The sequence below is a fragment of the Undibacterium sp. Tian12W genome (genome assembly GCF_049339405.1).
Lineage (GTDB): Bacteria > Pseudomonadota > Gammaproteobacteria > Burkholderiales > Burkholderiaceae_D > Undibacterium.
In genome coordinates, this window is record NZ_JBMPPK010000018.1 from 96,691 (window position 1) to 118,847 (window position 22,157).

Below are 22,157 nucleotides of genomic sequence, written 5' to 3' on the forward strand. Positions count from 1 at the left end.
TTAAGACTAAGAGTTAAGACTTAGGGGCTTCCAGCTTGCCGCCCATTTTTTCGCAAGAACCTGCTGGTACTTTTTTCCATTCAGATGCGTCATTGTCTTTTTTGGATTGACCGGCGCAAGAATGAGAGCCTGATTTGGTGGCGCAATCATTTTGACCTGCCTTGGCAATGCCAAAGCATTTTTCTGTTTTGGCTGGCTCTGCTGCCATTGCCATGCTGGAACCCAACAAACCTGCCAGTGCGACTGCAACCATTGTTTTATTACTCATGTTCATCTCCTGTAAATTGATTCAAGAACTTAATTAAGCACAACATCCCACATGGGAAAATTTAAAACTACAGCTTATAGTCGGCGCAGATAAAGCAAACTTACACAATTTCGTAAAATATTTTCGGTCGCGCTATCTACACTATCTTCTACGCAGCACATTTTCATTTGGATTCAGGCAGCGATGAGATTATCCTACTAGCTTATGACTTTTTTTCAAGCTAAAAGTTTCTATATGCCTAACTTCATCCAAGAATTGCGACAAAGTATCGACAATTTATCTCGTGGCGAGATCAATATCAGTGGTTTTTGCAAAATCTGGCGTAGCCAGACTGATTTATTAGCCGCCCTGCCACCACAATTTGCCGAAGTCATGGAAAACCTGTTGAGCAGACTGGAGTCTGGCAGCCTGTTTACAGAAGAAAGCTGTTCTTTCAGCCAGGCAGACCTGATTGCCCAACTGGGAATGTGGCTGGAGAAAGCAGATGCACGCCTTGCCTCTGGCAAAATAGTGTAAGCTGCGTCCCTTTTATTGCAGGATAGAGGAATTTATATGCAAAGCCTGAGTTTTAGCCTGGAAGGCGAATATGTAGAACTGAACCAGTTATTGAAACTGGTTGGTCTGTGCGAAAGCGGTGGCGCTGGCAAGGCTATCGTTGCCAGCGGTGACGTCAGCGTAGATGGTGAGCAGGAATTGCGCAAGACCGCCAAAATCCGTGCGGGCCAGCTTGTCAGCCTTGGCGATATAGAAATACGGGTTCAGGCAGGCTGAACCTGGGCAGCAGTAGTATCGATGCTCGCATCGGCAATCTTTTCAGGATTGCTTGCCATGAAACGCGCCAGCATATTGTCCATGGTATCGACATGATGCTCAAACCATAACGGCAATTCTTCTGCCAGGCGCGTTGCCAGATCGGTCTCACCCAGCTCTACCCTGCGCCTGACTTCTTGCATCACTTCCAGCACTGCATCATGTTCTTGCCTATGGCAACCTGCAGGCGGGAATGCAGTTTCGGCCATCCACTGATTCTCTTGCTCAAAATGCGCAATGGAATGCACGATCAGGGCATCCAGCCTGGCGACGAAAGTGGCCGGATTATCTTCAGACAAGGCCGCACAGAGTTCGACAAACTCCTTATGGGTATCATCCATAGGTTCATAACTGAGACTCAGGCGGTCGGACCAGCCCCAAGAATTTTGTTCCATACCAGATCCAGATAGAAAGAGATGGCGAGATTATCGCTGATCAAAAGATAATGTGCTTGCGTCAGATCAGACCAGAGGTGACCAAGGGCGGCCAAGGGTGACCACTAAGACGACCACCGGGAAACATTATCAGGAGTCACAAACAAAAAAGCGCGCTATCAGCGCGCTTTTCGGACATCTGTTTGAATATCTATTAACAAAAACAGCATTCAAGCTGTCGTATTGATATTCCTGCCCAGATTAGGTGGCAGATTGGCGACAGATTTATTATCTGGAATAGCCTCTATAAGCGCGGTTGCGCTTTCAGCAGTAATATCCTGTGCCTTTTTCAAAACAGCAATACTTACCGCCTGGCTAGTACCTACATCTGCCAGTGTTGTTGCCACCTTGGCAATACCGGTTACATCCATGACAATTCTCCTTATCTGTCTACTGTAGATAACGGCCGCTTGAGCAAAGTCTTTAGGGGTACTTCAGGTTTTTTTTAAAATATTGTTTTGCATCGCAGCAAGAACCCAGTCCAGCACCAGTTGCGGCTGGTTTAAATCCAGCCATTGCACGCCAGGACGCAAGTCTGCCGGTGCGGCAACATCGGATGCTACCAGAACCACATGTACATCCTCGGGATAAATAGCCGGCTTGCCCAGGAATGGGCGGTAAACCTCAATCTTGGGCATGGTCTCCCATTTATAACCCTCGACCAGTGTCAAATCTGCCGGCGACAGGCGGCTCAACAACTCGTTCAGCGATGGCTCGGCTTCCTGCCTTAGCTCATGTGCAATCACATAACGGTAAGGGGATGCCAGCAAGACATCCTGCGCGCCCGCCATGCGCAAGCGCGAGCTATCCTTGTGCGGCGGTTCTATCGTGACATCATGATGACTATGCTTCACGATATTGATCTTATGCCCTGTGGCGGTCAACTCCCTGACCAGATGTTCGAGTAAGCTGGTTTTCCCACTGCCTGACCACCCTATTACGCCAAGTATTTGACCTGCTTCAGTCGCACCAACCACACCAGTCACACCAGCCTCATCAATCACATCATTCTTTTCACTGCCAGCCACACTGCCTCCAGACTTTTTTCAAATTCATTATATGCATATAACTTAGGAGTATGAGCTGTATACCTGCCTCGTCATTCCATAGTCATATTTGAATGTAACAATTGTTACATTGCAATATTTGACAGGTTATCAGTATGCGTTTTCCCTTCAGACTATGGTCCTTTTGCTTCACCCTGCTATGCTTGCTGTTCGCCATGAATGTACAGGCGCAAGGCAATGTCATTGTCGTTGGTCAGGCAATAGACTTGTCCGGACCGAATGGTAGCATTGGCCGCGACTATGTGGCAGGAATCACGACTTACTTTGACAGTATCAATGTCGGTGGTGGCATAGGTGGCAAGCGCATCAAATACCTGGTACGTGACGATCAGGGCAATCCTGCAGTGTCGGCACAGGCAGTTAGCGATTTGCTGGAAAAAGACAAGGCTGATTATCTGCTGGGTGGCATAGGGGCTGCAGTCACCGATGCCGTGTTGGCAAACGCCAGGTTTTCCCAAAGTGGCCAGACCCTGTTTGCTCCGCTGGTGGCATCAGTCAAGACTTACAACTCCCGCGTCCTGTTCTGGAGGCCCAGCCCTGAGCAAGAGATGCAATATATCTTCTCTTACTTCGATAAGCTGGGTATCAAAAGTGTAGGTATCGCCTATCAGGAAAACGCCCTGAACCAGGACATGTACCAATATGTCGTTACCGAGTTGCGCAAGCGCAATATGCTCATGAGCGGCCTGGTACGAATAGGTGCGTCGGCTGCGGATATGGAAAGAGAATCTGCTGTATTGGCACGCAGCAACCCCGGCATCGTCATCGCCATTGCCGACACCTTGGGCACAGGCATCTTCCTCAAAGAATTCAGAAAACAGGCTCCCCGCACCTTTGTTGCCGGCATGTCACTCATCAATCTTGATACCCTGGCAGAAGTGGCAGGCCCCAAAGCGCTGGAATGGACAGTATTTTCCCAGGTGGTACCCAATCCTCTGAGCAAAAAATCACTGATACAGATAGATCACAGCAATATGATGAAAAAATTCAGGGATGAAGATCTGTCTGCCCTGACATTTGAGGGCTTCATGGTCGCCAAGACCCTGGCGAAAGCGATACAGGCAGGAAAAGGCGGGCGTGATGGCCTGCAAGCGCTGGCAACACAAAAAAGCGTCATCGACCTCGGTGGCGTCACCCTGACCCCATCAGAGAGTACGCACCGCATGTCCAATTATGTTGATATGGCACTTTTCAGAAAAGGCGGAGGCTTGTTGTTCTGATCAAGATCACATAAATATCAATAAGACATTCATACAAAAAACGACATGCATAGACAAGAATAAATAACGTTTTTTGACATTCTGATGATTTTAGAATAAAGTGCTGCACCGCAACATGAGAATTTAAAATTTACTTATCCGGTAAATGCATGAATCAAGTTTGCGCTATTCAAAAAAATCAATCAGGTACATCATGTTTAATAAAAAAATTATCGCTGCCGCTCTGGCAATTTCCGGTTTGTTTATCGGTACAACTGCCAATGCGCAGTTTTATGCTGGCGCTACTGTTGGCCAGGCTCGCTGGAATATGGATTGCGCTGGCACATCCAGCTGCAAAACCAATGACACATCCTTCAATATCCTGGGTGGTTACAACATCACTCCCAACTGGGGTGTAGAAGGCAGCTATTACAATCTGGGCACAGTTAAAGCGAATGTCTATGGTATCGCTGCAGAAATGAAAGCAACTGGCATCGACCTGGCAGGCACATACCGTGCGCAAGTTGGCAATAACTGGGGCCTGTTCACAAAACTGGGTCTGGCTTATTCCAAAGGCGAAGCAACTGCTGCGTTCAACAACCTGCGTGGTTCTACCAGCAAAAATTCTACACAAGTAGTGGTAGGCATTGGTGCAACTTATGCATTCACGCCTAACATCGCTGCACGCGCTGAAATCGCCAGCCGTAAAGTTGATTTTGTTGGCGGCGACGGCAACATCACCAACTTCAACATTGGTGTTCAGGCAGCGTTCTAATATTGCGATCAAGAGCCTGACCTGAGCGGTCTGCTCGAATCTCAATAAAAAAAACCTCTGTGACATTGCCACAGAGGTTTTTTTGTATCTGGATGAGGCTAAATCAGACAGCCGCTAATCCTCCACAATATCAACCACTATTGCGCAAACCGGCAGCAATACCATTGATAGACAGATGTATGCCGCGGTGAACGCGTTCATCATCGTCGCCATTACGGTAACGCTCCAGCAATTCCACCTGTACGTGATTCAAAGGCGACAGATAAGGGAAGCGGTTGCGTATCGAACGCGCAAGCAAGGGGTTCGCTGCCAGCAATTCATCCTGACCAGATATGGATTTCAATATGTCTATCGTTGCTTCATGCTCAGCCTGTATGCGCGGGAAGATGCGGTTACGCAAAGACTCATCCTTGACCAGTTGCGCATAACGGCTGGCAATGCCTATGTCGCTCTTGGCCAGCACCATTTCCATGTTCGATAACACGGTACTGAAGAAAGACCATTCCTTAAACATCGCCTGCAAGGTCTGCAAGCCATTATCAGGATGTGCCTTCAGATAAGCTTGCACTGCCGAGCCAAAACCAAACCAGCCCGGCAACATCAAGCGGCATTGTGACCAGCTGAATACCCAAGGGATGGCGCGCAAGTCTTCGATTGCTGTCGATTTTTTACGTGATGCCGGGCGGCTGCCTATGTTCAAGCCGGCTATCTCGGAAATAACAGTCGACTCCCAGAAATATTTCTCGAACCCTTCGGTTTCATAAACCAGATTGCGGTAAGCCTTGAAGGCATGGTCAGACAATTCTTCCATGACGGTCAAGAATTCTGGCCTTGGTGCTGGTTCTGCGTCGGCCAGCAAAGTCGCTTCCATGGTAGCTGCTGCCAGCACTTCGAGGTTACGCCGCCCTACTTCAGGATTACCATATTTGGCAGTAATCACTTCTCCCTGTTCAGTCAGACGGATTTGCCCCTGCACGGCACCAGCAGGTTGCGCCAGGATGGCCTGGTAGCTGGGGCCACCGCCACGACCAACAGAACCACCACGGCCATGGAACAGGCGCAAGCGTATCTGATGTTTGGAAAAAATTTCTATCAGGTCGAGTTCAGCTTTATACAGCTCCCAGCCAGAAGTCAAAAAGCCGCCATCCTTGTTACTGTCTGAATAACCGAGCATGACTTCTTGCGCATTATTGCGGCTGGCCAGCAGGCGTGCATAAGCCGGTATGCCAAACAACCTGTCCATGACAGGTGCGCTGTTTTGCAAATCGCCTATGGTTTCAAACAATGGAATGATATTCACATCCACACGGCCTTCTGCCGGATGCAGCAGGCCAGATTCTTTCAACAGCAGGGCCAGTTCCAGCATGTCTGACACGCCGTCAGTCTTGGAGATGATGCAATTCGGTACTGCGCCTTTGCCATAGCGTTGTTGCGCGGTGAAAGCAGCACGATAAATTGCCAGCTCGGACTGGGTCTCTTCTGAATAGATCAGGTAAGGTGAGGCCAGCGGGCGGGCTGAACTGATCTCTTTGATCAAGACTTCTATGCGCTGGTCTTCATTCAATTCCAGGTATTTCAATTCAGGGTTGGCTGCTTGCAATAACTCATGGACTACACGTTCATGGACATCAGAATTCTGGCGCAGGTCGAGTGGCGCAAGATAGAAACCAAAGACTTTGACAGCGCGACGCAAATGACGCAGGCGGCCACGTGTGATGGCAGCAGAACCGTTCGCATGTAGCGAATAATGAACGATATCAAGATCAGCAGCCAGGTCTTCTGCCGTGGCATAAGGTTCAGCATCGCCACTGGCATGGATGGTTGGTTCCAGCCCCAGCAATTGTTTGTAACTTGCGGCAAGTCGCGCATAGATGCCACTGATGGCCAGACGGTATGGCTCATCAGAGCGATGCGGTGAATGATCGGGTGAACGCTGCGCCAGCGCCAGCAAATCGTCGGATACTTTCACCAGCAAATTCGCCATCGACAATTGCGAACCCAGGGTATGCAATTCATCGAGATAGAATTTAAAGGCGCGCGTGGCCTGCATGGCCAGGGTTTTTTCCAGTACCGTCGCAGTGACAAATGGATTGCCATCACGGTCACCACCTATCCAGCTCCCCATTTTCATGAAGCTGGGTAATTCATGCTGAGCCAGAGCCACATCCTTGCTTGCCAATAAATCTTCCAGACCCGCATACAGATGCGGCAACTCGCGCAAGAAAGTATAGTCGTAAAAACTCAGACCATTTTCGACTTCATCGAGCACTGATAATTTGGAAGTGCGCAGCATGCGTGTTTGCCACAGAGTCAAAATGGCGCGCCCCAAAGCTTCTTCATTGGCGTCTGATTCTTCTGGTGTTAACTGCATGCGGTCACGCTCGTCGAGCAGGCGGGTGATCACCATCTGGCAATTCAGTATACTCTTGCGCTGCACTTCAGTTGGATGCGCAGTCAATACCGGGAATACATGTGCAGTCTCAAAGAAATCCAGTAACTGCTGGCTGCTGTGGCCAGTGTTGTACAAGGCTTCTATGGTGTGTGCCAGACTGCCCTGGCGCGGCGCCGAACCTGCAATCAAATGGGCGCGCGTGCGGCGTATGTGATGTTGGTCTTCTGCCAGGTTCACCAGATGTGAAAAATAACTGAAGGCGCGTATGACTTGCGTGGTCTGGTCATTGGTCAGTGTATCGAGTGTGGTTTCCAGCTCTGCGCGTGCAGCTTCATCCGCATCACGGCGAAAGCGTATGGAATTCTGGCGTACCTGTTCGATGAGGTCGAATACTTCGTCACCATGCTGGTTTCTTACCGTGTCGCCTAATATGCGGCCTAGCCTGCGTATGTCTTCACGCAGGCTCTGGTCTTTGTCGTCGCTGATATCGTTCATTTTTATTTGAGGTTGTAAGTGAGTATTCATGCTGACAAATTTTAAAATAGGGATGAAACAGTAATGATGAAAATTCTTGCGCCTCTCGCTGCGGCAATATATTTACAGCGCCAGCAACATCGCTCTACAGAGTGAACATGCACTTTGACAGCACACTTACATCAAAAAATAAAACCTGATATATCAAAAACTGGGCAAACAAATTGAGGCTTGCTTACAACAAAACAAAGGATTCGACTTGGTCAAGTGAACTAAGCAGCCTTCTTCAATTTATGACTACGACCAACTGCCATCAACAAACCCTTGGTTGAACTATCGTAATCTTCTTTGACTGCGCTTGGATCAAGACTGATCAATTGCTGCGCCAGCGATTTACCGAGCTCTACACCCCATTGATCAAAGGCATTGATATCCCAGATCACGGATTGTACAAACACCTTGTGTTCATATAGTGCAATCAGTGCGCCCAAAGAACGTGGCGTCAGAGAATCCAGCAAGACAGTTGAAGTCGGGCGATTGCCTTCAAAAACGCGCGGTGCCAATACCTTGTCAGGCAGGTCACCAAGTTCAGCGCGCACTTCCGCCATACTCTTACCCCAGGCCATGGCCTTGGATTGCGCAAAGCAATTTGCCAGCAGTGCCTGGTTATGACCGGGCAAACCTGCATCATCATCAGCCACTACGATAAAGTCGGTAGGGATAATCGTTGCACCCTGATGCAATAACTGGAAGTAGGCATGCTGGCCATTGGTGCCCGCTTCGCCAAACAGGATAGGCGAAGTTGTGTAATCAACCCGTTGGCCTTCACGCGTAACGGACTTGCCATTGCTTTCCATTTCCAGTTGCTGCAAGTAAGCAGGCAAGCGTGTCATGCGCTGGTGGTAAGGTGCTATCGACAGTGCTTGCAGGCCAAGGAAATTAATATTCCATACACCTATCAAGGCCATCAATACTGGCAGATTTTGTTCCAGCGGTGCCTGGGCGAAATGCAGATCCATTTCATGCGCGCCTGCCAGCATTTCTTCAAAGCGGTCGGCGCCTACATACAAGGCAATCGACAGACCTATCGCACTCCACATCGAGTACCGGCCACCGGCCCAGTTCCAGAATGGGAAGACATTTTCGGGCGCAATGCCAAAATCAGCAGCGGCCTTGACATTAGTACTCAGTGCCACGAAATGCTGGCGTATCTGATCAACCGGACAACCGTGCGACAGCATCCATTCACGCGCAGTGCGGGCATTGGTCAGGGTCTCCATAGTCGAGAAGGTCTTGGATGCGACCACGAACAAAGTCGTCTCAGGATCAGCATTGGCCAGCGCATCAGCCACATGACGACCATCGACGTTAGACACAAAATGCAGGGACAGGTTTTTTTGCGACCACGGTGCCAAAGCAATGCAAGCCATTTGCGGGCCAAGGTCAGAACCACCGATACCAATATTGACGATAGTGCGTATGGCCTTGCCGGTATACCCCTGCCAGCGCCCTTCCCTGACCGCATCGCTGAATGTCCGCATTTGGGCCAGTACCTGGTGCACGTCGGCAGCAATGTTTTCACCATTCAAATCAAAGGACTCGCCTTTGGGCAAGCGTAATACCGTATGCAGTACTGCCCGGTTTTCCGTCTGGTTGATCGCTTCACCGCGCAGCATCGCATCGCGACGAGACTCCACATCCTGTTGCCTGGCCAGCGCCAGCAAATTCAGCTTTGCTGTCGTGTCTATGCGTTGCTTGGAATAATCAAGCATGATGCCGCAGGCAGAAGCTGAAAAATGCGCAAAGCGCTGAGGATCAGCACGAAACAGATCTTTCAGATTGGGCATGTTGGTGGCACGTTGCTGCAACAAACCCCAGATAGGAGTACGCGATACGGAAGTGACCATAATCTTGCTTATAGACGAAAAGTGAGAAGTGAAATGATGAAAGAATTTGCTTAAACCTGTATTACTTCTTGCCTGCTGCGGCTGCAGCGGCAGCCAGTGCACCAATCGCCGTCCAGTCACCAGCATTAATCAAAGATGCCGGGCACATCCACGAACCGCCCACGCACAGGATGTTTGATTGCTGCAATAGCGTTGGCGTTGCCTCCACTGTGACACCACCGGTCAGGCAGAATTTAACATCTGGGAAAGGGCCACCCAGCGCCTTCGCCATCTTGGTGGCACCGACGATGTCGGAAGGAAAAAGTTTGACGACATTGAAGCCATGTTCTAGCGCCAGCATCAAGTCACTCGCACCACCAACACCGGGGAAATAAGGCAGGCCAGAATCAGCAGCGGCTTTGGCAAGTACAGGTGTAATGCCAGGGCTGATACCAAAGGCAGCACCCGTCTCCCTGACCGCCTCCAGTTGCGCCTGCGTCAAGATAGTACCTGCACCCACAGTCACAGTCGGGCAAGCCTTGACGACTTCGCGCAAGACTGTCATCGCATTTGGCGTGCGCAAGGTAATTTCCACGGCTGGCAAACCATTCTCTGCCAAAGTAGTTACGCAACGTATCGCCTGATCGACATCATCAGTAACGAGGATAGGCAATACGCGGATTTGTTCCAGTTGGGCGATGATATTTGTTTTACTCAAGCTCATGATGGGTTTCGCTTTTAGAAAATTAATCTATAAAAAGAGTGGATGCGCCATGCTCAGGCGCTGTCACGACACGACGCTGTGCGGCAAATAAGTCGCGGCCATAACCGAAAGTGACTTCCTTGCTGAGTTCGCGTACGCCGCGTTGTGCCCAGACATCGGCATCCACCAGGGCACGCAATTCGCCAGTGTGGACATTGAGTTCAACCACATCACCATCACGCACTTTACCGAGCGGGCCGCCTTGTGCTACTTCGGGGCTCACATGCAGGGCCGCAGGTACTTTGCCGGATGCACCGGACATACGGCCATCCGTCACCAGCGCAACCTTATAACCAGCCGACATCAGGCTGCCCAGCACGGGAGTGAACTGATGCAACTCAGGCATGCCATTCGCCTGTGGACCCTGGAAGATAACGACGGCGACGAAATCCATATTCAGCTCGCCAGCTTTATAGGCTTTGACCAGGGCATCCTGTGATTCAAATACTTTTGCCGGTGCCTTGATGATCCATGCATCTTCAGGCACAGCAGATGCCTTGACGATGGCGCGGCCCAGATTGCCGTGCAATAAACGCAGGCCACCGGTAGGTGCGAAAGGATCAGTCACATTGCGAACGACTGTAGTGTCAGTCGATTCTGCTGGCAAGGCTTCCCATTTGACTTTGCCATCTTCAGTCAATACCGGGCGAGTCGTGTGTGAGTTCAAACCATCATCACCATAGACTGTCATGACATCTGCATGCATGAGTCCCGCAGACAAGAGTTCACGTATCACGAAGACCGGGCCACCGGCATCCTCAAAGGCATTTACGTCTGCCGTGCCATTAGGATAAACACGTGTCAGCAGAGGAATGACGGATGACAGCTCATCAAAATCCTGCCAGTCGATGATGATGCCAGCCGCGCGGGCCACAGCAATCCAGTGGATAGTGTGGTTGGTGGAACCACCTGTCGCCAGCAAGGCGATGACGGCATTGACGATGGTTTTTTCATTGACCAGTTGGCCTATGGGTTTGTAATTGCCACTTTGCTCTGTCAATTGCAATACCCGTTCCACTGCGGCATCTGTCAGCACGCTGCGCAATGGATCACCAGGATGGACAAAGGCAGCACCCGGCAGATGCAGGCCCATGGCTTCAAGCAACATCTGGTTGCTATTGGCTGTGCCATAGAAAGTACAAGTGCCTGCGCTATGGTAGGCAGCGCTTTCTGCGGCGAGTAATTCTTCTTTGGTCGCTTTGCCTTGAGCATAGCGTTCACGCACTGCGGCTTTTTCTTTGTTCGACAAACCAGAACCCATGGGGCCTGCTGGTATGAAGATGGTAGGCAAATGACCAAAGGCCAGCGCTCCTATCAGCAAACCGGGAACGATCTTGTCGCAGATGCCGAGGCACAGCGTCGCATCAAAGGCATCGTGGGTCAGCGCCACTGCAGTCGCCTGGGCAATCACATCGCGTGAAAACAGCGAGAGCTCCATGCCAGGACGGCCCTGCGTCACGCCATCACACATGGCAGGCACGGCACCGGCCACTTGCGCTGTGCCGCCAAAGCGCAGGGCTGTCTGGCGTATCTGCGCCGGGTAATGTTCATAGGGCTGGTGCGCCGACAACATATCGTTGTAGGCAGTAACGATGCCGATATTTGGTTTTTGTGCCTGGTTGAGCCAGATTTTGGTGCCGCTGTCCATGGCCGCATTGGCATGCGCCTGATTAGCGCAAGACAGGCTGGCACGACGCGGGCCACGGCCACGCATTTGCTCCAACTGGGAAAGATAAGTACTGCGCAAGGTTTTGCTGCGCTCGGTAATGCGCTGTGTGACCTTGTCGATAACAGGATGCAACGCAGTGGATGGGGATGTCGTCATATAACACCTGTGACCCGTTCGGGCGAAAAATAAGAAAGCTGTCGTAATACTGAATCAATGCCAACAAAGATAGCATAAATCCCCTCATTTCTGTAACAAACTTTCAGTATTTTGATATTTAGCTTCTTTTTTTAGCAAAAACTTCAAATTTATCGTAATGAAACTACATTTTTGAATATTTTCTGGCATAATCAGGATAAATCACTATCATCAATGTAGTACATCTTTTGCAATGCATGCAAAAAGCAGCGCAAAGAAACAGCAAGCCCAATTAGCACCCAGCAACAAACGGAACATACGGCAACATATACCTGCCGTCTGTGTTGCACCCAACATAACAACCGACACAACACGGAGTCAGCATGACCACATTTGTCTTATTTGGCGGCACTGGCGATCTTGCCAAGCGCAAGATCATCCCGGCTTTGTATAGCGCATTTGTGAATGGCAGGCTGGATCAGGATTTCAAATTCATCGGTGCAGCACGCGAAAAACTGACGGATGAAGAATTCCGTGTGCGTGTTGCTACCGCCATAGAATCTTATGCGTCTGATGTAGATGGTGCGACCGAGGAAAAACGCGCTGCCTTTCTGGCGACCACGCATTATTCAAAAATCGATGCGCGCATCCCTGAAGATTTTGCTGCACTGAAGGGCAGCCTGCAAACCAGTGAAACCAATGCCACCTTGTTTTATTTGGCGACTGGCCCGGATATTTTTATTCCCGTCGTCGAACAATTGTCCAAGCATGGCCTGGTTGAAGGCAATGCCCGTGTCGTGGTCGAAAAACCGCTGGGCCGTGATGCCCAGTCTGCCAAGGAAATCAATCAATCCCTGCGTTCTTACCTGAACGAAAACCAGATTTACCGTATCGATCATTACCTTGGTAAAGAGATGGTGCAAAATCTGCTGGCGCTGCGTTTTGCCAATTCCTTCCTCGAACCTTTGTGGAACCGCAAATGGATACAGGATGTGCAAATTTCCATTTCCGAACAAGTAGGTGTTGAGTCACGCGGTGATTTCTACGACCACACTGGTGCCCTGCGCGACATGGTGCAAAACCATTTGCTGCAACTGGTCTCCATCGTCGCCATGGAACCACCGGTGAATGCCAACCCGGACGCGATACGTGACGAGAAAGTCAAAGTCTTGCGCGCCCTGCACAAGTTCACGCCGGATGAAGTCAGCAAGAAAACCGTGCGCGGCCAATATCGTGCCGGTGCTGTCGATGGCAAACCGGTTATCGCTTACCAGAATGAGCCTGGCGTGCCACCGTCTTCACGCACAGAAACCTTTGTTGCCATCCGCGCAGAGATTGATAACTGGCGCTGGGCTGGTGTGCCTTTCTACCTGCGTACAGGCAAGCGCATGGCCAGCCGCAGCGCAGAAATCACGATCAATTTCAAACCTATTCCCTACTCCATTTTCGGTAAATCACAAGGCCCTTTGCGCTCCAACCGCCTGGTAATTTCTTTGCAGCCAGAAGAAAGTGTGCAACTGTATATGAAGGCCAAGGAACCTGGCGAAGGCATACGTTTGTCTGATGTTGCCCTTGACCTGGACTTTGCTGAAGTATCCAATTCACGCCGCGTTGAATCTTATGAGCGCCTGCTGCTTGATGCTATGCATGGCGACCTGACCCTGTTCGTGCGCGATGATGAACTGAGTGCAGCATGGGCCTGGATAGACCCTATCATGAGCGCCTGGCAAAACGATAGTGAAGGCCTCAAGTCATATATCGCCGGTAGCTGGGGACCATCTGCTGCCAGTTATTTGCTGGCACAGCATGGGGCAGCCTGGGGTGAAGAATTCGTTGAAAGCTAAGCGATAAAATGACCATGAAATACCATACTTTTGAAAACTTCTCGGCACTAACCGAAGCCCTGAGCCAGCAATGGCTGGATGTGATCCAGACCACACCTGACGGCAGCAGCTTTGCCCTGGCTGGCGGCTCCACACCTGCGCCTGTATATCAGCGCCTGGATCAATTGCTGTCGAATATCGATGCGCACAATCCCATCAAGCTGGTGGCTACCGATGAACGCTGGGTGCCGGACCAGGACACGCAAAGCAATGAGGGCCTGTTCCGTCGCTGCCTGTCTGGTTCTGCTGCTGGCAAGCGCTGGCAACTGGTGTCCCTGAAAAATGCCTCCAGTACACCGGAAGTGGCGACAGAAGCCATCAGCGTGCGCTTGAATGAGCAATTGCCGCAAGCCTTCAGCGCAGTCTTGCTGGGCATGGGTGCTGATGGGCATATTGCCTCCCTCTTCCCTGGCGCACCTACCCAGCATGATGACCTGGCATGCCTGGCTGCTGTACATCCGCAAACCCGCCAAAGCCGCATGTCACTGTCTTTGCCGCGCCTGCTCAATACCAAGCGCATCTGGCTGGTCATCACTGGTGCAGAAAAACGCCAGGTGCTGGAACAGGCGATAGAAAATAATCTGCCGGTTGCGTCCTTGCTGCGTGAAGCAGGATGTACCATAGATGTTTTCTGGTGTCCGTAAAACACATGTATATGGCCAATCCGTTCTCTGACAATAAGCCCAACACGCCTCCTGAAAAAGGTTTGCTGGCACGCATACGCACTGCCAGCACAGCCTTGAGCCGTGCCGAGCGCCAGGTGGCAGAATTTTTGCTGCAAAAGCCGCATGATGCGTTGGAGATGTCGATACGGGTATTGGCTCAGGCTTGTGATGTCAGCGAACCCACGGTGGCCCGCTTTGCCCAGAGCCTAGGATTTGATGGCTTCAAGACATTTAAGCTGGCGTTTGCCAAGAGCCTGGCAACTGGCATCCCTTTCCTGCATCTGGATGTGAACCAGGCTGATCACGTACGCGATGTCTTGCCCAAGGTCTTTGACCGCACCATCGCCGCATTGATGGAAGCCCGCAATAATGCCAATACTGCGACCTTTGAAGCAGCAGTCAGCCTGCTGGCGCGGGCCCGCCGCATAGAATGTTATGGCCTCGGTTATTCCGGCGCGCTGGCGATTGATGCACAATTGAAGTTTTTCCGCTTTGGCATACCGACTACCGTATTTTGCGATGCCCACTTACAGGCCCAATCTGCCACCTTGTTGAATAGCGATTGCGTCGTCGTGGCATTTTCACGCACAGGCCGTACCCGCGACCTGATCGACAGTGTGCAACTGGCAAAACAGGCAGGTGCCAAGATACTGGTATTGTGCGCCAGTGGTGGCCCGCTGGCAGAACTGGCTGACGTGCATATCGGTGTAGACGTGGAAGAAGACCCCGACATCTACACACCGATGACTTCACGTCTCGCCCATCTGACTTATATTGATGCACTGGCAGTGGCTGTCACCTTGCTGCGTGGCCCTGCGGCCATCGATATGCTGGAAAGAGCCAAGGCCAGTATCAGTGAAAAACGACTTGTACCCAAGATAGCTTAAGGTCAATTAGGCCAACATCAGACAGTTTGCATAGCGGCGTTGGCTACTACCCTGGCACGCCGCTTTCTCATCCAGATAATCACACCGGTGACGCTCAGCATGGCGACCACCAAACCCAGCAATGAAATCAGGATGCGCCCGGTCAGGCCCAGGATGCGGCCTGAATGCAAGGGAAATTGCGCCTGCAGGAAAATATCACCAGCAGAACCTGTTCCAGGAATTTTCCCTCCCAGGGCACTACCATCCCTGCCATCAAAATACAGCCATGCATTACCCAGGCCGACGTCGCCATGATCATTGCCAGGCTCAAAAAATCCCACTCCGTATACACCAAAGGCCGGTGAATAGAATATGCCGCCAGTTGGTAAAGTCCAGCCGCGTTTTTGCGCCTCCTGTTTCGCCAGCTCAATGACGTTCTCACGGCTAATGACGGGGATGAGAGGCTTGTCCGGTGCTTGCGGCACGCGACTGGAAAATACATCTGCGCTCAAAGGTGAAATTAATGACACCACAGGACGCACCACTTGTGAATTCAGGTTCATGGATACCGAGGTAATCGCCAGCAAAAGCATGAACAGCCACAGCCAGACACCGCTGGAACGGTGCAAGTCAAAATTGAGTTTATGCCCGCCCTGACGCCAGCGAAAAGCAAATGACTTGCGCCAGCTACGCCAGTTAGGGAAAGACAGCCATAGTGCGATAAAACAATCGAGCGTCCACACTATGCCTATGATGCCCATGAACAAAATGCCCAGTTCTATACCCGACACCTCAGGTATATGCATGGTGTAATGCAGCTTGTATAAAAATGGCAGCAGGTTTTCACGGTTCAGGGATATTTCACCCCATTGCCGCTTGCCCTGCACATCTCCAGTGACAGGATCGACTGCAATCTGGTTAAAGCCCAATGGATAAGCCTTACCGGTTGCCGGATCGATCCTGCCCTCTACCGACATCTGGCTGGTATGCCCTGGCTCTGCCTCATTCAATACATAGGTCACCCAGATGCGGGGATCGCGTGCCTCTACCCTGTTCGCCAGTTCCAGCCCAGACATGGGTTTATCGGGTTTGCCAGACTTACCTTGTGACTGACTATGTGCCTGAAACAAATGCGGATTGAGCAAGGCATCCAGCTCATGATCCCAGGAAATGAACGCTCCCGTCAGACCAGAGATGAACAGAAACACAGCCACCGCCAGCCCAAACCAGCGGTGCAGCAAAACGAAGACAGGACGCATCAACATGGGACTATTTGTTTATCAGTACTTCCAGTTTACCGTAACACTGCCATTTCTTGGCGCAGCATAATAACCCTGGCTCCAGTACAGACTGGTGACATATTTCTGGTCACTGACGTTATTGAGGTTGGCCGATACGCTGAAGTTCTGGTTCACGTCATAACGCGCCATCAGATTCATCGTTGCATAACTGCCCTGGCGTATGATGTTACCTGAACCCTCATCACGGAAAGTATCTGATTGCCAGTTCAGGCTGCCACCGACTTTAGCCTGTGGCATGAAAGGCAGTTGATAAGTACTGGACAGACGGAACAATTTGCGTGGCACATAGGTTTTGACATCAAGATCATTACTGCCCTTGAGGCTCAACTGTGTATAGCCTGCGCTGAGGTTCCAGCCTTTTGCCAGTTCACCGCTGGCATCCAGTTCAAAGCCTTGTGATTGCGCATCGATGCCACGGTAATAACTCTTGGTGCCGATATAGCCAGCCTGCTCAGCCGCATTGTTTTGCTGTATCTTGAAAACAGCCGCAGACAAATTGAGTTTGCGCTCAAACAATTCGAGCTTGATACCCAGCTCATCCCCCTTGCCTTTGACCGGGTCCAGGGTTTTACCAGATACATCCACTTCACTTTGCGGATTGAAAATTTCTGTATGGCTGGCATACACAGAAGCATACGGCGTCAGATCATAGATCACACCCAGATAAGGTGTAGTCTTGCTGGCATTTTTCTGGCTGCTGACACCGTACGCAAAACCTGTGCTTTCTGCCTTGGTATGGTTTGCACCAAGGATCAGTTTGAATTGATCCGCCAGGTTGAAACGGGATGCAATAAATGCCGTCTTGCGGGTATCTTCATAAGCACTGCCATCGGTATAGGCATTGAATGCAGGTTGCGGATAATTGCCAGTCCAGTTGCTGATATCAGGCAATGCAGTGCCTATACCGACGCCGTAATGGGAAATATCATCCATCTTCGATTTCGACCAGTTGATACCAAAACTGAGGTCGTGCTTACGTCCTGCCAAGGTGAACTTGCCACTGGCTGACAAGTCAAACAGAGTCTGGGTATTCACATCGTTGTACAAGGACGGGTAGCCATATAAACCCAGGCCAGTCTTGCGGTCTGGCGTGCCATAGGCATAAAACAGTTTGGAGTCGGCGGTAGATCTGTTGCGGCTCAATGTCGTCCTGATTTGCCAGTCGTTGTTGAGCTGATGGCTCAATTCGACAAAGCTGCGGTCATCCTGGGTCAGCCAGCGTGACCAGTCTGCAGCGGTGCTGGTGGATGTCCTGTAATTGGTCGGGCTGCCGTCAGTGTAATACAGTGGCAAAGCACCCCACATGCCACCTTTGGCATCACTCTTTTGATGTGAATGACCGACACTCAATACAGTAGCATCACCGAGATTGGCTTCAATCACGCCGTACACGACGGTTTTTTCAGGTGAATAGCGGTCGAGATAAGAATCACCGGCCTGCTTTGCCACCACAATACGACCAGCAACCGTGCCAGCGCTGTTCAGTGCACCAGATACATCAGCATCCAGCCTGCGTGTGTTCCATGAGCCCAGCGTCAATCCTGCAGAAGCCTGGAATTGATAGACCGGACGCTTGCGCATGAAGTTGACGGTGGCAGACGGGTTGCCAGTAGAAGACATCAAACCGTTTGCACCGCGCACGATATCTACCCTGTCGTAAATAGCAGTATCAATATCACCTGCGACGTTACCACCAGTGAATGGAATGCCTACGCCATCGTACTGGAAATTCACGATATCAAAGCCACGGGCCATGTAGTAAGTGCGGTCAGTTTCCACTTTTTCTACTGACACGCCTGTCGTATTGGCCAGCACATCATTGGCATTGACCTGTTTGAAGTCATCCATTTTTGCACGGGTAACTACCGAGATGGATTGGGGCGTTTCCCGCAAGGACAAATCAAGCCTGGTGGCGGAATTACTTTTTCTCGCTGTATATGCACCTGTTTTCTCTGTACTGGGCTTATTGCCAGAAACACCTGTTACCACCACTTCAGGCAGTTCTCCCTTGGCACCTTTGGCTGCTGCAGTGTCATCTGCAAAAGCTGGGGCTGCCAGCATCATTGAAAGCGCCAATGCAATCGGACTCAAGGGAGTCAGTGAACTGACAGTATGCAAATTTTTTGGTAGTGACGCGGGATTGTTGCGGGGCAAAGCGGAAAAAGCGGAAAAACTGGACGAACGGGATGAGCAAGAATTCATAAATAAGCCTGGAAATTAACCGCCTATGCAGAGAAAATTTCTCCGATAGCATTAGAAGTAAGAGCTGCGGAAGTAAGAACTGTGGCCTATTTTACTTATTTATAAATGCAATTGCAAATCATTCTCATTAATATTTAACGATTTAATCCAATTTGAGACACATATGTGAATTATAAAAAATATAATTTTTGACTCAATCTAACAGGATTTGCCAGATCGTGAATGTCACCGTTGTGCCCTTTGCTGCCAATCAATTTCTGTAGCGGCCCATTCACCGAATGGCGCCTGGGCATTTGCACACGACCTTCATGGCGATTTTAGATTCACGGAAATCCATTCGTTTGCTTGTTTGTTGGCGGCTGCAATTTGGGCTGTGGTCATGTCCTTTGCTATATCCGTCATGTTGTTCCATGCCTGAACAAAAATTTGTTCACCCGGTCCAGCTGAACCTGCCGTTACTGATGCTATCCGCCACCACATGTGTGCCTGAACCAAATCTCGGGGAACGCCATCTCCATTGGCATAGGCAATGCCTAAATTGAACTGCGAATTTGGTTCTCGCTGCTCCGCCGCTTTTCGATACCACGATACTGCAGCAACCATGTCAACAGGCACGCCGTTCCCATTCATGTACACCTGTCCCAAGTTGTATTGTGCAATGGCGTAACCTTGAACGGCCGATTTTGTCCACCACCGTAATGCTTCAGACTGATTGCGCGGAACTCCTGCGCCGCGTGCATACATATTCGCCAGGTTGGATTGCGCTGAAGCAAGACCTTTTTCCGCCGCCCCCAGCAGCCACTTTCTCGCTTCGCCTTGGTCTTGTTTTACGCCTTTTCCAGTGAGATACATAATGCCCATAAAGCGTTCCGCCGACGCGTCGCCTCGCTCTGCTTCTTTTTGAAGAGCTGTAAACGCCAAATTGTCTCCGCGCGACGCTTTCTCGAACAATGCGTCTAGTTCAGAGTGTGGAATCTCGGCCATAGCAGAGACGCTAACGAAAACTATGATTGTCGTAACAAAAACTGCGAGGAGCGAGCTCCCAAATCGCGGGGTATTACTAGATTTCGAAGTAACTGGCACTTATTTCCCTTCTATAGCGCATGCAGCGCTTTTTCAATGACGACTTGTTTCATGCATTATTGTTTTGCATCGAAACGATGCATTTTGGTTGATGACGCGGCGAGCGCAGATTCGATAAAACAATGCCGAATGTCGGCATGCGGATTGATCCTCCGCGGTTAGCTCATGGCCGACTTCCACCTCTCATGATCTGACAAGTTATGCCAGATAGGATCGTATTATTGCATATAAAATAACTTTTGAAATACCTGTTTGAAATGTTTGCGCGTAATTGTTTCATAGCCGGATTGCGCTCGCCCAGGTTTAAATTCTCGCTAGCGAAAAATTTGTCAGTCACAGGCTCCCACTGCGCTGCAGGCTTGATAGGTCTTTTGTTTCTTTTGCGATGTGCATTTGCCTGATTTGGCATCACAATGAATGGTGTAAGTAGTTTCCAGCACATCCACCCAGCTACCTATTTCGCATTGCTTCGCATCTTCTTCCTTACCTTGGAAATCTGCTTCACTGCGCGTCAATAATTGTATGGTGCCGGTCTTGACGGGCTTTACTTCAAAGCCTTGTACCTGGTCCTGGAATTTTTCATTGAGATAGGTTTTGCCCTTTTGTTTCAGGTCAAAAATTGCATAACCGTCACCAGCACTCTCACCCATGCAGCTTTGCTGGCTCCCTATGGCAATGCGCATGCTGGTGTCAGGCATGGGCTGGCTTTTGGTCGGGATATCTGTCAACAAGGCCATATCGCTCTTGTTGAAGAAAACCGAACGAAACTGATCTGTACCGCCATCTACGTCATCGCTATGCGCAGTCAGCACTTCGCGCAATTGCAGCAGCACATGCTCACCCAGGTCTTCGAGTTCAATCTGTACGACACCTGCTGGCAATGGCGGTAAATCTTCTCCGGCTTTTGCCACACCGTGCGCCTTCAGTTGCAGGGCATTGAAGTCATCTATCCATTTGCGCAAAACTGCCTCGTCATAGGATTTCATTGTCGTCTTCAGCATGACAATGAAACCGTCTGCAGTATCTGCAGTGACCGGCTTTATTGCCTGGCTATTTAATGATGCGCTGGCACTGCTGGATGCAGTCGCACTTTCTGATGCTGACGAGTCTGGTTTACTGTCGGCTTGCTGCTTGCCGCAGGCGCAAATTGCTGCGCAAATCAACACTGTGCAACTGAGTCTGGCGATTCTTGATACACAAAAATCAAGCATATTATTTAATTGGCCGGGAAACAAAGGAAGGGATTCTAAATGCAACACTGCTGAAACCGCACAAAAATGTGCTGTTCACGTTGTTGCAAATGCACGCTGATGATAAAAATTCAAGTCAGTCTCCCTTATTTCAGGCAAGCTATGAGAAATATTCCTCATAGATTCTTCATAGGAGCCAGATTTATGAATCCCATCTCTCTTGCCCAGATTATAGACAGCGTCAAGGACTTGACGACTTTGCCTGCCATCGTGATGGAATTGCTGAATAACATTGATGATGAAGAATTGAATATGCACGAGCTGGCACAAAAGGTCAGCCATGACATGGCACTGACAGCCAAGACCTTGCGCTATGCAAATTCGCCCTATTACTCCACCATGGTCAAGGTGACGACGGTGCAGCAGGCGATTTCATTGCTGGGTTTGAGTACCGTGCGGCAGATCGTGATCACTGCAGCACTGACAGGCTGCTTCCCTGAAAATAATTGCCGTGGTTTCAGTCACAAGGATTTCTGGCGGCATTCAAATGCGGTAGCAATTGCGGCCCGCATACTGGCCCGCAGACTCAAGCTCAATGCAGATGTCGCTTTCACTGCGGGCTTATTGCATGACATAGGCGCGCTGGTATTAGCAACCTGTTATACCGGGGCTTATGAGAATGTGCTGGCACAACGTCAGGAACTGCAGACCACGCAATATGAAACTGAAAAACAGTTATTGGGCATTGATCACGCCCTGGTTGGTGAAACCCTGGCCGTGCAGTGGAATTTTTCAGAAGTCATGATCAAGGCTATCTCTGGTCACCATCATCCAGAAAAACCCGGTTTGGGTTTCCTGGCAACCATAGTCCATGTCGCAGATGGCATAGCCCATGCACTGGGCGTGACCACCACACCCGACCTTGCACCGCCAGAAATTACCGGGCAATCATGGGAAAGCCTGGGCCTGGACCAGGCCCTGCTTGATGAAGTTTTGGCCGAAGCCGCGATAGAATTTGAGAAGCTGCAGGAAGAAGTCGAAGTGTAAGACTGTAAAACCATAAGGCCGTAAGACCATCCTGCCGCTTGCAAACGC

Annotated in this window: 22 protein-coding genes; 10 read left to right on the forward strand and 12 right to left on the reverse strand. The window is 50.4% G+C overall.

Features of this window, described 5'->3' with window-relative positions; translation table 11 throughout:
• Nucleotides 1-13 precede the first annotated feature (13 nt).
• Nucleotides 14-268: a DUF2282 domain-containing protein gene (locus tag ACO0LI_RS21970; RefSeq protein WP_422950580.1), complete on the reverse strand. Its 255-nt coding sequence runs from the start codon at nucleotides 266-268 to the stop codon at nucleotides 14-16.
• A gap of 234 nt (nucleotides 269-502) precedes the next feature.
• On the opposite strand from ACO0LI_RS21970, the gene ACO0LI_RS21975 reads away from it, so the two are divergent.
• Both ACO0LI_RS21975 and ACO0LI_RS21980 read left to right on the forward strand, forming a co-directional pair.
• Complete coding sequence (locus ACO0LI_RS21975; RefSeq protein WP_422950581.1) at nucleotides 503-784, forward strand: hypothetical protein; 282 nt, start codon at nucleotides 503-505, stop codon at nucleotides 782-784.
• A 36-nt stretch (nucleotides 785-820) separates the two neighbouring features.
• Nucleotides 821-1,039, forward strand: a complete 219-nt coding sequence (locus ACO0LI_RS21980; protein ID WP_422950582.1) for an RNA-binding S4 domain-containing protein — start codon at nucleotides 821-823, stop codon at nucleotides 1,037-1,039.
• On the opposite strand, the gene ACO0LI_RS21985 is transcribed toward ACO0LI_RS21980, so the two are convergent.
• The 3 genes from ACO0LI_RS21985 to mobB all read right to left on the reverse strand — a co-directional run bounded on the left by ACO0LI_RS21985 (nucleotide 1,027) and on the right by mobB (nucleotide 2,540).
• The gene (locus ACO0LI_RS21985; protein WP_422950583.1) at nucleotides 1,027-1,473 is read right to left on the reverse strand and encodes a hemerythrin domain-containing protein; all 447 of its coding nucleotides are present in this window, start codon (nucleotides 1,471-1,473) and stop codon (nucleotides 1,027-1,029) included. The genes ACO0LI_RS21980 and ACO0LI_RS21985 overlap by 13 nt on opposite strands.
• A gap of 209 nt (nucleotides 1,474-1,682) precedes the next feature.
• Entirely contained in the window at nucleotides 1,683-1,883 is a 201-nt protein-coding gene (locus ACO0LI_RS21990) for a YjfB family protein (protein ID WP_422950584.1), read from the reverse strand.
• A 63-nt stretch (nucleotides 1,884-1,946) separates the two neighbouring features.
• Entirely contained in the window at nucleotides 1,947-2,540 is a 594-nt protein-coding gene (mobB, locus tag ACO0LI_RS21995) for a molybdopterin-guanine dinucleotide biosynthesis protein B (RefSeq protein WP_423035257.1), read from the reverse strand.
• Between the two features lie 134 nt (nucleotides 2,541-2,674).
• Between mobB and ACO0LI_RS22000 the strand changes: the two genes are divergently transcribed.
• Together ACO0LI_RS22000 and ACO0LI_RS22005 are read left to right on the forward strand one after the other, a co-directional pair.
• Entirely contained in the window at nucleotides 2,675-3,799 is a 1,125-nt protein-coding gene (locus ACO0LI_RS22000) for an ABC transporter substrate-binding protein (protein ID WP_423035259.1), read from the forward strand.
• A gap of 193 nt (nucleotides 3,800-3,992) precedes the next feature.
• Nucleotides 3,993-4,553 carry a porin family protein gene (locus ACO0LI_RS22005; RefSeq protein ID WP_422950587.1) on the forward strand — a complete coding sequence of 187 codons (561 nt, stop codon included), beginning with the start codon at nucleotides 3,993-3,995 and terminating at the stop codon, nucleotides 4,551-4,553.
• A 130-nt stretch (nucleotides 4,554-4,683) separates the two neighbouring features.
• Here the strand turns inward: ACO0LI_RS22005 and ppc are convergent, their stop codons facing one another.
• From ppc to edd, 4 genes are all read right to left on the reverse strand, one after another.
• Nucleotides 4,684-7,440: a phosphoenolpyruvate carboxylase gene (gene ppc / locus ACO0LI_RS22010; protein WP_423035261.1), complete on the reverse strand. Its 2,757-nt coding sequence runs from the start codon at nucleotides 7,438-7,440 to the stop codon at nucleotides 4,684-4,686.
• Nucleotides 7,441-7,691: 251 nt separating this feature from the next.
• A complete protein-coding gene (pgi, locus tag ACO0LI_RS22015) occupies nucleotides 7,692-9,326 on the reverse strand; it encodes a glucose-6-phosphate isomerase (protein WP_422950589.1) in 1,635 nt (544 codons plus the stop codon).
• A 61-nt stretch (nucleotides 9,327-9,387) separates the two neighbouring features.
• Nucleotides 9,388-10,029 carry a bifunctional 4-hydroxy-2-oxoglutarate aldolase/2-dehydro-3-deoxy-phosphogluconate aldolase gene (gene eda / locus ACO0LI_RS22020; protein WP_423035263.1) on the reverse strand — a complete coding sequence of 214 codons (642 nt, stop codon included), beginning with the start codon at nucleotides 10,027-10,029 and terminating at the stop codon, nucleotides 9,388-9,390.
• A 22-nt stretch (nucleotides 10,030-10,051) separates the two neighbouring features.
• Entirely contained in the window at nucleotides 10,052-11,893 is a 1,842-nt protein-coding gene (gene edd / locus ACO0LI_RS22025; RefSeq protein ID WP_423035265.1) for a phosphogluconate dehydratase, read from the reverse strand.
• Nucleotides 11,894-12,255: 362 nt separating this feature from the next.
• Between edd and zwf the strand changes: the two genes are divergently transcribed.
• The 3 genes from zwf to ACO0LI_RS22040 are packed head-to-tail and all read left to right on the forward strand — an operon-like array spanning nucleotide 12,256 to nucleotide 15,307.
• Nucleotides 12,256-13,716 (forward strand): glucose-6-phosphate dehydrogenase, encoded by a 1,461-nt coding sequence (gene zwf, locus ACO0LI_RS22030; protein ID WP_423035267.1) that lies wholly within the window; start codon nucleotides 12,256-12,258, stop codon nucleotides 13,714-13,716.
• 14 nt (nucleotides 13,717-13,730) lie between these two features.
• On the forward strand, nucleotides 13,731-14,399 hold the full coding sequence (gene pgl / locus ACO0LI_RS22035) for a 6-phosphogluconolactonase (protein WP_423035269.1): 669 nt from the start codon (nucleotides 13,731-13,733) through the stop codon (nucleotides 14,397-14,399).
• 5 nt (nucleotides 14,400-14,404) lie between these two features.
• Nucleotides 14,405-15,307, forward strand: coding sequence for an SIS domain-containing protein (locus ACO0LI_RS22040; protein WP_423035271.1), 903 nt, complete (start codon nucleotides 14,405-14,407; stop codon nucleotides 15,305-15,307).
• Nucleotides 15,308-15,324: 17 nt separating this feature from the next.
• Here ACO0LI_RS22040 and ACO0LI_RS22045 read toward each other — a convergent pair whose 3' ends face one another.
• Both ACO0LI_RS22045 and ACO0LI_RS22050 read right to left on the reverse strand, forming a co-directional pair.
• The gene (locus ACO0LI_RS22045) at nucleotides 15,325-16,545 is read right to left on the reverse strand and encodes a PepSY-associated TM helix domain-containing protein (RefSeq protein ID WP_423035331.1); all 1,221 of its coding nucleotides are present in this window, start codon (nucleotides 16,543-16,545) and stop codon (nucleotides 15,325-15,327) included.
• Nucleotides 16,546-16,566: 21 nt separating this feature from the next.
• On the reverse strand, nucleotides 16,567-18,480 hold the full coding sequence (locus ACO0LI_RS22050) for a TonB-dependent siderophore receptor (protein ID WP_423035272.1): 1,914 nt from the start codon (nucleotides 18,478-18,480) through the stop codon (nucleotides 16,567-16,569).
• Here ACO0LI_RS22050 and ACO0LI_RS22055 point away from each other — a divergent pair.
• Complete coding sequence (locus ACO0LI_RS22055) at nucleotides 18,458-18,808, forward strand: hypothetical protein (protein WP_423035273.1); 351 nt, start codon at nucleotides 18,458-18,460, stop codon at nucleotides 18,806-18,808. The two genes, ACO0LI_RS22050 and ACO0LI_RS22055, sit on opposite strands and share 23 nt — an antisense overlap.
• Nucleotides 18,809-19,095: 287 nt before the next feature.
• Here the strand turns inward: ACO0LI_RS22055 and ACO0LI_RS22060 are convergent, their stop codons facing one another.
• Nucleotides 19,096-19,773, reverse strand: coding sequence for a tetratricopeptide repeat protein (locus ACO0LI_RS22060; RefSeq protein ID WP_422950595.1), 678 nt, complete (start codon nucleotides 19,771-19,773; stop codon nucleotides 19,096-19,098).
• A gap of 428 nt (nucleotides 19,774-20,201) precedes the next feature.
• Nucleotides 20,202-20,858: a hypothetical protein gene (locus ACO0LI_RS22065; RefSeq protein WP_423035275.1), complete on the reverse strand. Its 657-nt coding sequence runs from the start codon at nucleotides 20,856-20,858 to the stop codon at nucleotides 20,202-20,204.
• Between the two features lie 43 nt (nucleotides 20,859-20,901).
• Here ACO0LI_RS22065 and ACO0LI_RS22070 point away from each other — a divergent pair, with 43 nt between their 5' ends.
• Nucleotides 20,902-21,183 carry a hypothetical protein gene (locus ACO0LI_RS22070; protein ID WP_423035277.1) on the forward strand — a complete coding sequence of 94 codons (282 nt, stop codon included), beginning with the start codon at nucleotides 20,902-20,904 and terminating at the stop codon, nucleotides 21,181-21,183.
• Nucleotides 21,184-21,266: 83 nt separating this feature from the next.
• Nucleotides 21,267-22,109, forward strand: a complete 843-nt coding sequence (locus tag ACO0LI_RS22075; protein ID WP_423035279.1) for an HDOD domain-containing protein — start codon at nucleotides 21,267-21,269, stop codon at nucleotides 22,107-22,109.
• Nucleotides 22,110-22,157 lie beyond the last annotated feature (48 nt).

What these genes read in the sequence shown, in the direction of transcription:
- ACO0LI_RS21970 (WP_422950580.1), bottom strand. Translation starts at nt 268, where the DNA reads ATGAGTAATAAAACAATGGTTGCAGTCGCACTGGCAGGTTTGTTGGGT.
- ACO0LI_RS21975 (WP_422950581.1), top strand. Translation starts at nt 503, where the DNA reads ATGCCTAACTTCATCCAAGAATTGCGACAAAGTATCGACAATTTATCT.
- ACO0LI_RS21980 (WP_422950582.1), top strand. Translation starts at nt 821, where the DNA reads ATGCAAAGCCTGAGTTTTAGCCTGGAAGGCGAATATGTAGAACTGAAC.
- ACO0LI_RS21985 (WP_422950583.1), bottom strand. Translation starts at nt 1,473, where the DNA reads ATGGAACAAAATTCTTGGGGCTGGTCCGACCGCCTGAGTCTCAGTTAT.
- ACO0LI_RS21990 (WP_422950584.1), bottom strand. Translation starts at nt 1,883, where the DNA reads ATGGATGTAACCGGTATTGCCAAGGTGGCAACAACACTGGCAGATGTA.
- ACO0LI_RS22000 (WP_423035259.1), top strand. Translation starts at nt 2,675, where the DNA reads ATGCGTTTTCCCTTCAGACTATGGTCCTTTTGCTTCACCCTGCTATGC.
- ACO0LI_RS22005 (WP_422950587.1), top strand. Translation starts at nt 3,993, where the DNA reads ATGTTTAATAAAAAAATTATCGCTGCCGCTCTGGCAATTTCCGGTTTG.
- ppc (WP_423035261.1), bottom strand. Translation starts at nt 7,440, where the DNA reads ATGAACGATATCAGCGACGACAAAGACCAGAGCCTGCGTGAAGACATA.
- pgi (WP_422950589.1), bottom strand. Translation starts at nt 9,326, where the DNA reads ATGGTCACTTCCGTATCGCGTACTCCTATCTGGGGTTTGTTGCAGCAA.
- eda (WP_423035263.1), bottom strand. Translation starts at nt 10,029, where the DNA reads ATGAGCTTGAGTAAAACAAATATCATCGCCCAACTGGAACAAATCCGC.
- edd (WP_423035265.1), bottom strand. Translation starts at nt 11,893, where the DNA reads ATGACGACATCCCCATCCACTGCGTTGCATCCTGTTATCGACAAGGTC.
- zwf (WP_423035267.1), top strand. Translation starts at nt 12,256, where the DNA reads ATGACCACATTTGTCTTATTTGGCGGCACTGGCGATCTTGCCAAGCGC.
- pgl (WP_423035269.1), top strand. Translation starts at nt 13,731, where the DNA reads ATGAAATACCATACTTTTGAAAACTTCTCGGCACTAACCGAAGCCCTG.
- ACO0LI_RS22040 (WP_423035271.1), top strand. Translation starts at nt 14,405, where the DNA reads ATGTATATGGCCAATCCGTTCTCTGACAATAAGCCCAACACGCCTCCT.
- ACO0LI_RS22045 (WP_423035331.1), bottom strand. Translation starts at nt 16,545, where the DNA reads ATGCGTCCTGTCTTCGTTTTGCTGCACCGCTGGTTTGGGCTGGCGGTG.
- ACO0LI_RS22055 (WP_423035273.1), top strand. Translation starts at nt 18,458, where the DNA reads ATGGATTGGGGCGTTTCCCGCAAGGACAAATCAAGCCTGGTGGCGGAA.
- ACO0LI_RS22060 (WP_422950595.1), bottom strand. Translation starts at nt 19,773, where the DNA reads ATGGCCGAGATTCCACACTCTGAACTAGACGCATTGTTCGAGAAAGCG.
- ACO0LI_RS22065 (WP_423035275.1), bottom strand. Translation starts at nt 20,858, where the DNA reads ATGAAATCCTATGACGAGGCAGTTTTGCGCAAATGGATAGATGACTTC.
- ACO0LI_RS22075 (WP_423035279.1), top strand. Translation starts at nt 21,267, where the DNA reads ATGAATCCCATCTCTCTTGCCCAGATTATAGACAGCGTCAAGGACTTG.